Consider the following 11,756-nt stretch of genomic DNA (forward strand, 5'->3'; position numbering starts at 1 on the left):
AACTATGGGTAAGATTACAGGATTTTTAGAATTCGATAGAAAAGTTGAAGAATATGCTCCAGTTGAGGATCGTATTAAAAATTATAAAGAATTTACTATTCCCCTTGATTCTAAAGAAATGAAGGATCAGGGAGCAAGATGTATGGATTGTGGTATTCCTTTTTGCCATAGTGGCTGTCCTTTAGGGAATTTAATCCCTGATTTTAATGATGCCGTGTATCGTGGAAAATGGGAAAAAGCAGCAACCATCTTACATTCTACAAATAATTTTCCAGAATTTACAGGCCGTTTATGCCCTGCACCATGTGAAGAAGCATGTGTATTAGGAATAAACGAAGATCCTGTTACGATAGAAAATATTGAAAAAAATATTGTGGAAACTGCTTTTGAAAAAGGTTGGATTACAGCTAATCCTCCAGAAACAAGAACAGGAAAAACTGTTGCTGTAATTGGCTCTGGCCCTTCTGGACTAGCTGCTGCACAACAGTTAAACCGCGCAGGACATCTAGTAACTGTTTTTGAAAGAGATCAAAAGGTTGGTGGATTATTGCGTTATGGTATTCCAGATTTCAAAATGGAAAAAAATGTTATCGATCGAAGAGTTAAAGTTCTTGAAGAGGAAGGCATCATTTTTAAAACTGGCGTACACATTGGCGTTGACATAAAGGCTGATGCTCTAAAAAATGATTTTGATGCACTTGTTTTATGTGGCGGCGCTACTGTTAGAAGAAACCTTCCTATTGAAGGCTCTGATTTGAAAGGAGTGGTACAAGCGATGGATTTCTTAGCACAGAATAATAGACGTGTAGATGGCATTACAGACTTAGGAGAAGAGATAAAGGCTACAGGCAAAGATGTTGTGGTTATTGGAGGTGGAGATACAGGTTCTGATTGCATCGGAACTTCTATTAGACATGGTGCTAATTCTGTATCTAACTTTGAGATTATGTCTAAGGGAACTCCAGAAAGACCAGAGGACCAACCTTGGCCATTTTGGCCGATGCGTTTGCGCACAAGTTCTTCTCACAAAGAAGGTGCAGAACGATTCTTTAGTATTTCTACGAAGAAATTTGTGGGAGATAAAGACGGTAACCTAAAAGGTTTGATCACTTCTGAAGTAGAATGGATCAAACAACCTGGTCAAAGACCGCTTTTAAAAGAAGTTGAAGGCACAGAAAAAGAGTGGAAATGCGATTTAGTTTTATTAGCCTTAGGATTTACAGGTTCAGAAATGACTATTGCAGATCAACTAGGTTTAAAAGCAGACCCCAGAACCAATATAAAGGCAACTGCCAAAGATTATATGACAAATGTTCCTGGAGTATTTGTTGCAGGAGATCAGCGACGAGGACAATCCTTAATCGTTTGGGCCATCTCTGAAGGAAGACAAGCTGCATATCATATAGATACGTATTTAATGGGAACCACATCTGCTTTACCTCTGAAAGGGGAAGGAGATTTACCTAGAATATAAGAATACACTACAATTCATACAAACACCCTTTAAGATGCAGTTCTTAAAGGGTGTTTTAATATAACAAAACTCCAAAAGCCTTACAGCTTTTGGAGTTTAAACATAACTAACAAATTAAATAATAAACTCTTATCTCCTATTAAAAGGCGTAAGTTGTCATTCTAAAACTAGGATCTGCTGCACTGGTAAATGTGAATACTGTATTCGGAAATCTTACTGTAAAATTTTCTTGTTTTATATACAAACCTTCAGAATTTGTTAAAACGTTATCAATTGCTTCAACAAAAGGCGCTAAACTAGGATCACTCCAACCATCATCTATAAGTATTAATTTTCCGTCAACATTCTCAAATGTTACAAAGTGATTTAACCGTATTATAGAACCATCTACAGCACTTAGCAACTGGTATTGAATAACATTAAAAGTTTCATCCCCTCCAATTGTAAAAAAGAATTGAACTCTAGAAAGGCTCAAATCAAACGGACTAAGTCCTTCATTAACCGAATTTCTTAATGCTCTAAAATTAGATGAGCTAGAAGTTGCATCAAATAAGAAATCATCTATATATCCATAAGCATTATCCGGCTGCACCACCACTAAATTATCATCGGTAGGATTAGAAGGCGCATCCAAGAATGCGATCTCTGCCATATTTCCAGAGCCTAGGTCTGCTATAAACTTATCAGCCTCTACGTTGTATGTAAACTCAGAAATTTCTTGGCCCTTAATCTCAAGAGGCGGACTCACCGTAAAACCTTTTTCATTATAAGCAATCCCAAAAGAATAGGAATCAGAATCATTTGAAATATCGATGAATCTTCTATTTACATTCAATGAAAAATCAAAAACCTCTGTAGTTCCATCAATAGTAACAATAACATTTTGATACACTGATTTTTCTGAGTCCGTTAATTCTAAAGCTATAGCCTTACTATCAATAATATTCTGCACTTCATTAGTGGTAGCTTTTGTAAACCTAACTTCTTCTTGAGTTCTATTGGTTCTAAAAATTAAATCTCCTGTAGCCTCATCTTGACCGTAATATAGAAACTCAAAATCTCCTAAATATCCTCTCCCAATTAAGCCTGAATCTGGAGGATTTGCCGAGTCCGATAATTTATGAATATCATTCTTAGTGGTAAACGATAGCTTAATAGTACTTCCTAAAACAACGTCATACTTACTTTTAGTTACTGTAAAATCATCATCAAAATCTGAGGTCATTTCTACCGTTTCATCATCTAAAAAATTAAAAAAGAAGGTAAAACCACCTAACTCTCCAGGGCTCGTAAAATAAACAGCCTTCCATCCTGTATCTGAGGATTGTAATGCCGTTCTTAATTCTTGCTTTTGTGCATTTGTTCTTTCCGCCGGACTTTCATCGAACACCCCTTCGTTGTCATCATCTGCACAATTAACCAAGAACATGCTTAACAGCACTATAACAATAGTATTAATTATATATTTATTATTTTTCATGTCGCTCTTTAATTATTTATTACTTCTTGCGTATTTCTAGCGGTTACTTCCTGCAATTCATAGATATCTATATCCCATTGTTTATCAAAATAATCGGCTACAATTGCTTCTTTACTTCTAATACTTTCACGCGCTTCTACATTAGAAATACCATCAATGATTGCATTGTATTCTTCATTAGAATTAATTAGCATGAAATTTACCATCTCCGCAAAATCCTCTACAACACTACTCCTTGAATAATCAGAAATAAAGCCTAACTCTCTAGCTTCTGCTATGCTGGTGTTAAACCATTGAGCAGTATATTCAGAGGGTGTTATTCTACCATATCCTTCTTCATCAAAAGGAATTGTTTGATTCAAAATATGGCAATATTCATGCTGAATCGTAGATAAAAAACGTGTAATATTCGCTCTATCGGAAACATCTACTAGATCTGTTTCGAATAAGGTTATTCGTTTCCCGCCTTCCGCTAGACCTAATAAAATAGTTCCAGATCTATTAAAGTTTCTACCTCCAACTAATAGTAATTGTCTTGGCGCTACCAGTTTAACAAAATCAGCACCACCAACTTCCGTATATGAGTCTAACCAGATTTTTTCTACAACTTCTAAAACTGGTTGTACATTTTCTTCTATTGGCGGAAATAAAAATCGGTTATTATCTACCACATTCTCATTCCATTTATACAATACATCTATATTATATGCAGAAACATAATTCGTTCTAATATAAGTATCTAATGCAGTAAGCTTAGGCGCACTTGTATCCAGATTACTTCCTTCAAAAGAATCTTCTTGTGAACAAGAGGCTAAAATTACAATAGCAATTACAGCTACTATATAAGCACACGCATTTACTAATCTTTTGTATTTATTATTGATATTATTCATTTTCTTATTTTTTAGATCGTTAGCGTGGGTTCTTTTCTAAGCCTCTTTCAATAGCGAAATTTGGAATCTGCAATTGACGTCTATTGTCTCCTTTTTCTAATAATAAGTCAGTTCCTCCAATAAGATTATGAGCTATCTCTAAATCAAACCTTCTTACATCAAACCAACGCAAACCTTCGTGGTAAAACTCTCTCCTTTTAAGTTCTGCAATTGCTTTCACAAAAGAAATCTGATCACTATCTAAGCTATAAAATGGAGTATATTCATTTACCACTACCGGGTATATATCTAAAAGGTCTTGTTTCACCAAAACATCGGTACTTGAATCATAAGCTTCGGTTCTCACAGAGAAAAACGCATTGATATCCTCCAATGCAGCTTCATAATTATTTTGCATCGCATAAGCCTCTGCTCTATTTAGTAAAACTTCATCCGTGGAAAACAATACAAGACCTACATAAGGATTTCCTATACCCGCACTTACATTGGTAACCCTAAAGAATTCTGCAAATTTTGGTAGATTATTAAAACCCTCTCCTCCAAATACATCATAAGCCCATGCTTTTCCTAATATATTTCCAGAAAAAAATAATTCATTGGCTTTCTCACTACTAAGTCCAAAATTGTTACTTGCAAATATTCTAGAATACAACGAATTTGCCGATACCACTAAAAGATTCGCATTATCTGAATCACTGGCATACAATGCTGTTCTTTGAGAATATTCTAATTCCGCATACGTCCCCAAATAATCACGCAATTGCAACTGAGGGTTGGTTATTACATTAGAACTGTGCTTAATTACATTCTCCCAATCCCCTTTAAACAGATAAAATCTAGAAGCAAAGGCATTTCCTGCTTCGGGAGTAAAATGAAATTTTGGCTCTTGATAATTATTGGAGACTAATTTTAAACCAGCCACTAAATCTGCCTCAATAAAATCATACACTTCCTGAACCGTATTACGTGTGTACGTTTCTATAAATACTTCCTCTGGTTGTAATACATAAGGAACACCCTTATCTGTTGCTGCAGTTGCAGGGTCATAATGTTTAGCCCAAAAATTAACTAACATAAAATGACTATAAGCTCTAGCCAATAAAGCCTCCCCCTTCTGAGGTGCTAAACTTTCTAAATTTCCTAATTCTTCTATAGATGCCAAAGCTTGGTTGGCTTGCGCTAGCGCTTTATAACAAGCATTCCAATAGCCTACCCTATAATCCAAATCATCAATATCTATATCTTCCCACCTGTAATTCGCTAAATTTAATTCGGTTGGCAATGTGTTCCCTTTATCAGAAACATTATCAGACATCGTCTCTGCAAAATCCATATAATTTGCCTCCGGATATGCGATAACTAATAATTCTGAAATTTTTTCTGGACTATCAATTTCCGTCCTGTTATCTGGAATTTCTGATAAATAATCTTCGCAAGAAGTAGCTAAAAATGCTAAGAAGATCCATATCCCAATTTTTATTGTATATAATTTGTTCATCTTTTTAATATTAAAAACCTAGATTAAGTGATAATGTAAATTGTCTTGTTATAGGCTGTGAGACCCCACCAGATCTAAAAAATTCTGGATCCTGACCATTTAATCGAGCATCTGAATAAATCATAAACGGATTTGTAGTAGACAATTTTAGGTTAAACGTATTCAAACCTAGATCCTCTATCAATAACTTTGGAAAACTATACGAAAGACTAATGTTTTTCATTCTAATAAAATCTCCATCGACTACTCTAACATCCGAAAAATTATACGCATTATAGGCTCTAAATAAATTAGGAATTTCATTAATTAACCTACCACTTGCAATCACAGGTACATTTGTAAGCGTCTCATCTCCTGGAGAAATCCATCTGTTCTTAAACTCCGAAGTAAATACATTCAAATCTGAATAAGATTGTGCAAATTTAGGATCTAGCCTAATTTTGTTTCCACCTGAAGCAGATACTAAGAAACTAAGAGAAAAACTTTTATACCTAAATGTATTTGAGAAACCTGCTGTTTTTGTAGGCTCAATACTTCCTTCATATTTTAAATACGAAGTAATATCATCTACATCTTGAAAATTTGCACCAGTAACACTATTCTCTTCATTTCCTGGATCTTCTGGTAAAATATAATTAGGCAAACCCCTATCATCTAAGCCTGTAAATTGAAAGGAAAATAAAGATTGTCTGGGAAAACCTACAACATTACCTCCAGTTTGATCTACTAAGTCTAAAACGTTAGGCTTATTCTCTAAGGCCGTAATTTTTTGATCTAAAGCTGACAAATTTAAAGTAGAAGACCAGCTAAAATTAGGTGTATTGATAGGTTTAACCGTAATAGAAAGTTCTATCCCTTTAGTTTCCATATCAGAATTATTACCTTGTTTTATAAACTCTCCGCCAACTCCAGAAGAGCGTACAAAATCTATAAGATCAAACCCTTTTCGTTGATATACATCCGCAGAAAAAAGAACCTTATTTTCATACATTCCAAAGTCTAGTCCTAAATTGGTTTCATATTGCTTTTCCCAAGTTAATTCTGAATTCTGTAATTCATCAATATTCAAAAAACGTTCTCGAGAATTAATATCCAATCTATTGGTTATATCATTTCTAAAGATGGCCAGTGAGTTTGTTGCAGGACCGGCAGTTGCTGTAAGACCATATGAAGCTCTAAGACCTAAAGAATTTACAAAATCTACGTTCTCTAAAAAGTGTTCTCGCTTCATATTCCACTTACCACTCACAGTCCCTGTTGGCAACCAACGAGAAGATTTACTTCTTCCTTGTCTATTTGACCCATCATAACGGCCTGTTACAGACAATACATATTTACTGTCATAGACGTAGGTAAGCTTTGAAAATACACCAAGCGTGCGTTCTTTTTCGCTCTCTAATCCAAAATAATCGTTCTTTTCTCCAAGCGTTTTTGCAAATACCTCAGGAATAGTAAAAGGTGTTAACCCTCGATCATATTGCAACCCGTAACCAATAAAGAAATCTTCCTCTCTATCTATATACCGCATTTCCTGACCAAGCAAACCACTAACCTCATGTTTTTGATTAAAGGTGTTGGCATAATTTATACTATTTCTAACATAAAAATTTGTCAGTTCGTTACTCGTATTTCTATAAATTCCGCCTTGTGGTAAAACTGAAATAGGTGGAGCCGTAGGATTATTAGGGTCTCTATATAAGAAAACATTTGAATTACGAACAATTGTAGTCTCTTGAGATCTATAAGCTGCTGCTACATTAGAATTCTCTGTTATATTATGATCTCTATCTGAAACAACATACCTCACAGAACCTAAGAAATCATAATTTAAATTTTTGGTTATTTTATAATTACCTTCTAATTGGAAACTGATGTCTTTTACTTTTAATTCGATCGTATTATTCTCTAATTCATTAAAAATATTAAAGGGAGCCCAGTTGGCTCTGTAATATTCTAAATTTCCATCAGCATCTCTCGGTCTTATTGTTCTATTTGTTGATAATGCATAGTTGAATGGGTTTATATCAAAAACCCTAGAAACACTACCTCTAAAACTATCTTCTTCTCTATTAAACGTTCCAGGAGCATCTTGATCCCTGATAGCCCCGTTAGACCCTAGCGTCAATTTAAATTTATCTGACAAATAGTAGGTATTTTTAACTTTATACGTAAGCCTACTAACCTTATCTGCAATCGTCCATCCCGGATCATTAAAGAAACTTAAGGAAGTATAGAAACTATTATTCTCACCACCTCCTGAAAAACTCAAGGTATGATTTTGTGTCAATGAAGATCTAAATAACTGTTTAAACCAATCTGTATTAGCTTGTTCATATTGCTGTAAAAATTGATTTCTTGATTCTATGTTATTTTGAACTCCAAATTGCCCACTACTTGTATCATATGCATTAATTTGCTGCGCAAGGATTGTATAAATACCACCATTTCTATTTTGCGCTACACTAGGGAAATCTAAAAAACCTTTAGCTTCAAGTTCATTAAAAATACTCACCGTTTCTTTTGAATTCAGAATATCATAATTCCCATATCTTGGAATATCTCTAACCGTCTGCTCTAAAGAGTAATTTACTTTTAGTTTTGATTTTCTTTTACCCCCTTTAGTTGTAATTACGATAACTCCGTTTAATGCACGAGCACCATATAATGACGTTGCAGAAGCATCTTTAAGAATATCTATTTTTTCAATATCATTTGCATTAAGACCAGAGATAGAAGAACTTATTAATGTTGAAGCATCTCCTGAAATTAAAGCATCAAAATCTGTGTTGACAATATCTTCCTGAATAACCCCATCAATAACCCATAATGGTCTTGTATCACCAAAAACAGAGGAAGCACCACGAATTGTAACTTTAGGTCCAGAACCAAAGGTCCCTGTAACGTTCTGAATGTTTACTCCTGCTGCTCTACCCTCCAACATCTGGCTGACATCTACCAAACCATCAATCTTTAAATCTTGAGCAATAATAGAGCTAGAAGCCCCCGTAAAGATTCTTTTGGATGTTTTATCATAGCCCGAAACTACTACTTCCTGCAAAGCTGCAACATCTTCAAGCAACTGCAACGTTATATCATTTTTATCTTTAACAACTACTTCTGTACTTTTAAACCCAAGACCTTTAAATAATAAAATATCACCTATAGCGGCCTCAATCGTAAAATTTCCATCAAAATCGGTAATTGTTCCTCTCGTGGTGTTTTTGATTAAGACGGATATGCCTAACAAGGGAATACCATCTTCATCTAATACATTTCCCTCAAGATTAAATTTATCTTGCTCAGAATTGTCCTTTACTATCTTAGGCTTCTCACGCTTTAAAATTATTTGTTTCCCTAGAATTTGATAAGAGATATCTTTTCCTTTGAATATTATGTCCAGTATATCTTCCACATACTTGTCATTAACATCTATAGAAACTATATCCTTTGAATTTACTTCAGAGTTTTTAAAAAAGAATTTAAATTCTGTTTTCTTTTTTATCTCTTTAAACAATTCTTGGTACGTTACTTCGTTAAGATTTAAAGTGATTTTTGTATTCTGAGAATAAATACTAGCACTTATTCTACATAAAGATAGAATAAGCATGATCGCAGTAAGTTTCATTTTCAAATCGAATTTAAATAGATTGCCTAGATAATGGCAATTATTATATTGTTTTTTCATACTTTTAATATGATTTTAGAGATTTCGCGTTTTTAAAATTTTTGTGTGAATCGAGGGATGCTGGAACATCTCTCGATTTTTTTGGTTTTAGTTATTTTATGTCATATAGTTTACTAGGAATTTAAAGGGTTAATGACCACTTTTTGGTTATTTATTTCGAACTTAAAAGGCATTGTATTTTTAAAAGTCGTTAATACGTCTTCAATAGATTCTAAATCAAACTGACCCGTAAACTTCTCATTCAAAAGAGTATCATAGTTGTTTTCTATTGAAACATTATAAAATCGTTCTAATTTCTTAACGATAACATCAAAAGATTCATTTTCAAAAACTAAGACCCCATCTAACCATGCTATGTGACTTTGAACATCTACAGAGACGACACTGCCGGGTGCATTAGTTGTATAGTTAAATTGTTCGCCGGGTGCCAAGAAAAATTCGGTATCACCATCAGCACTAGAGCTTATACTAACTGCGCCTTCTACAAGAACAACATCATTAGAAACATCATTATCATAAGAGGAAATATTAAATTCCGTTCCCAAAACGGTGGTCTCAAAATTCTTTGTATTTACCACAAATCTATTATTAGAATCTTTTTTGGCTACGTTGAAATAAGCCTCCCCTTTTAATTCTACGATACGTTTCTTGTCTTTATTGAAAAAAGTCGGATATATTAACTTAGAACCTGAATTTAGATAGACTCTAGTTCCATCAGACAATACAACCTCCATTCTCTTTCCATAAGGAACGTAAATCTCATTGATCTCTACTGCTAACAGTTCTTTGTTCACTGAATAATTATACAGAATACTATTTCCCTTTTGCACCGCAACAACTTCACCTTTTTTATTGAATATTTTATTAGATTCAGTTTCATCTATTGCTTTAGTTTCACCAGAGCCAAGTTTTAAAACCACCTGATCAGAAACTTCCGTAGTATAAATAGCATTATTAGTGTAGATTAAGATAGATAGTCCCAAAACAAACAAAGCAATAGCAGCAGCATATAAATAAGACTTATTTGTTTTAAAAAAGGAATTTTCAGTACTGGAATTATAAGCAATTTTCTTCGCCAAAAATTTCTCAAAAGCAGCATCAGAATCAAAGTGCACATTTTCAACCTCAAATAAATGATTTACGATAATAAATTTTTTTAATAGCGCTACATTATCAGACACTTCTAATTTTTCCTTAAACAAATTAAGTTCATTAGGCGACAAAGTGTTATTTAAAAATTTAGAAATTTCAATGTTGTTTAACTGACTATTCTTCATTAAGTAGTTGATTCTTTATAGTAAGACTTAAAAAAAATAGAATACCCTTAGTTTTATGTTAAGAAATTTTAAAAAAAGTATTAAATTTAAAATTGAGATACACTATTAAAGAAATTCAACTGAAAAGAGAAGAACATACATTAGATATTAAAAGCCTTAGAAATGGTGATGACGATCTATTCAAGGTATTGTATAAACAACATTACAAAAAATTATGTATTTATACTTTTGGACTATCGAAAGACAAAGTATTGTCTGAAGATATCGTGCAAAATGTATTTTTTAATTTATGGAAGAATAGAAAGAAAATAGAAATCAGTAGTTCGTTGAGTTCCTATTTATTCAAAGCGTGCTATAATGAGTTCATAGATAACTATAAGAAACAACAAAAAAATATTGATTACCTAACAGAGATACGGATTTCTGCCATGGACTTCTTCATTGATGACAGTATTGAGATTACAAATGAACACAAAGTAACACTCATTAAAAAGGCAATTGAAAAATTACCTAATAAATGCAAAGAGGTTTTTATAATGATAAAAATTGAAGGCCTGAAGTACAAAGAAGTAGCTGATAATTTAAAAATATCTATTAAGACTGTTGAGGCGCATATGTCTTTGGCGCTGAGAAAAATTAAAGAGCAAATTTAGGGAGCTACTCCGCCCTCAAAATTAAAATTCCCAACGACATACTATCTTTCTAGATTTAGTATTAGATAAGTATTAAACCAAAAAATAATGCGACTGCGTATATACTATTCTGGAATGAACTTATCTCGCTCCCTTTTACATTGATCTTGAGAAAACTATATAAGCAACCTCAAATGACAGATCTATGCAAGCACATAAGGCGGTAGGTTTTGAAAAAATGGTTAGATATACAGATAACGAGCAAGAATGGGTGCTGGTGCGCATGCAGCTCTAAGAAATACTCAGACTTTATTGCACACGAACTATAGCATCTAGATTATACGAATACCTTTTGAATACCACCAACGCCTACTAATAGCTACTTATGACTACAAAACTGTTATAAATAGATATTGAAGTAATCTACTCTCAGGAGTAATGCGTTTTGGGATACTACAGTTGTTAGGAATAAGAATCATCAAGGATAAGAACCTTATATAAACAAAAAAAGTCCTCAATATTTCTATTGAGGACTTGATTAAAAAAAGGCGACGACCTACTCTCCCACTTGGTATAGCAGTACCATCGGCGCTGATAGGCTTAACTTCCCTGTTCGGAATGGTAAGGGGTGGACCCTATCGCCATGGTCACCTTAAATCGTTGTACTACACAAATGCATAGTAACTAATATTGTTAACATATTAAAGGGACAAAATGGTGTATAAAACACGCACTATAAACACAGTTTTAGATTAAATCTAAAGTAAGCTACGATTTTTGGTTATTATACCTTTAAAAAAAGGAAGTCCGCCCCCTA

General features: G+C 33.6%; 7 protein-coding genes and 1 rRNA gene. 2 read left to right on the forward strand and 6 right to left on the reverse strand.

All coding sequences use genetic code 11. The annotated features are described in order from the left end of the window. Nucleotides 1-4: 4 nt before the first annotated feature. Nucleotides 5-1,474, forward strand: a complete 1,470-nt coding sequence (locus BLQ19_RS05655; RefSeq protein WP_074537665.1) for a glutamate synthase subunit beta — start codon at nucleotides 5-7, stop codon at nucleotides 1,472-1,474. A gap of 139 nt (nucleotides 1,475-1,613) precedes the next feature. Here the strand turns inward: BLQ19_RS05655 and BLQ19_RS05660 are convergent, their stop codons facing one another. From BLQ19_RS05660 to BLQ19_RS05680, 5 genes are all read right to left on the reverse strand, one after another. Beyond that, nucleotides 1,614-2,954 carry a DUF4302 domain-containing protein gene (locus tag BLQ19_RS05660; protein WP_074537666.1) on the reverse strand — a complete coding sequence of 447 codons (1,341 nt, stop codon included), beginning with the start codon at nucleotides 2,952-2,954 and terminating at the stop codon, nucleotides 1,614-1,616. 8 nt (nucleotides 2,955-2,962) lie between these two features. Beyond that, complete coding sequence (locus BLQ19_RS05665) at nucleotides 2,963-3,847, reverse strand: substrate import-associated zinc metallohydrolase lipoprotein (protein WP_029445242.1); 885 nt, start codon at nucleotides 3,845-3,847, stop codon at nucleotides 2,963-2,965. A 19-nt stretch (nucleotides 3,848-3,866) separates the two neighbouring features. After that, nucleotides 3,867-5,345 (reverse strand): RagB/SusD family nutrient uptake outer membrane protein, encoded by a 1,479-nt coding sequence (locus BLQ19_RS05670; protein WP_074537667.1) that lies wholly within the window; start codon nucleotides 5,343-5,345, stop codon nucleotides 3,867-3,869. Between the two features lie 10 nt (nucleotides 5,346-5,355). Then, the gene (locus tag BLQ19_RS05675) at nucleotides 5,356-9,030 is read right to left on the reverse strand and encodes a SusC/RagA family TonB-linked outer membrane protein (protein WP_254788243.1); all 3,675 of its coding nucleotides are present in this window, start codon (nucleotides 9,028-9,030) and stop codon (nucleotides 5,356-5,358) included. A 113-nt stretch (nucleotides 9,031-9,143) separates the two neighbouring features. After that, nucleotides 9,144-10,307: a FecR family protein gene (locus tag BLQ19_RS05680; RefSeq protein ID WP_074537669.1), complete on the reverse strand. Its 1,164-nt coding sequence runs from the start codon at nucleotides 10,305-10,307 to the stop codon at nucleotides 9,144-9,146. Between the two features lie 92 nt (nucleotides 10,308-10,399). Between BLQ19_RS05680 and BLQ19_RS05685 the strand changes: the two genes are divergently transcribed. After that, nucleotides 10,400-10,960 (forward strand): RNA polymerase sigma-70 factor, encoded by a 561-nt coding sequence (locus BLQ19_RS05685; RefSeq protein WP_175444400.1) that lies wholly within the window; start codon nucleotides 10,400-10,402, stop codon nucleotides 10,958-10,960. Nucleotides 10,961-11,482: 522 nt separating this feature from the next. Here the strand turns inward: BLQ19_RS05685 and rrf are convergent. Next, nucleotides 11,483-11,594 (reverse strand): 5S ribosomal RNA (gene rrf, locus BLQ19_RS05690). Nucleotides 11,595-11,756: the final 162 nt, after the last annotated feature.

The organism is Cellulophaga baltica (assembly GCF_900102165.1).
GTDB lineage: Bacteria > Bacteroidota > Bacteroidia > Flavobacteriales > Flavobacteriaceae > Cellulophaga > Cellulophaga baltica.

Coding starts and splice junctions, on each gene's coding strand:
- BLQ19_RS05670 (WP_074537667.1), bottom strand. CDS start 5,345: ATGAACAAATTATATACAATAAAAATTGGGATATGGATCTTCTTAGCA.
- BLQ19_RS05660 (WP_074537666.1), bottom strand. CDS start 2,954: ATGAAAAATAATAAATATATAATTAATACTATTGTTATAGTGCTGTTA.
- BLQ19_RS05665 (WP_029445242.1), bottom strand. CDS start 3,847: ATGAATAATATCAATAATAAATACAAAAGATTAGTAAATGCGTGTGCT.
- BLQ19_RS05680 (WP_074537669.1), bottom strand. CDS start 10,307: ATGAAGAATAGTCAGTTAAACAACATTGAAATTTCTAAATTTTTAAAT.
- BLQ19_RS05655 (WP_074537665.1), top strand. CDS start 5: ATGGGTAAGATTACAGGATTTTTAGAATTCGATAGAAAAGTTGAAGAA.
- BLQ19_RS05675 (WP_254788243.1), bottom strand. CDS start 9,030: ATGAAAAAACAATATAATAATTGCCATTATCTAGGCAATCTATTTAAA.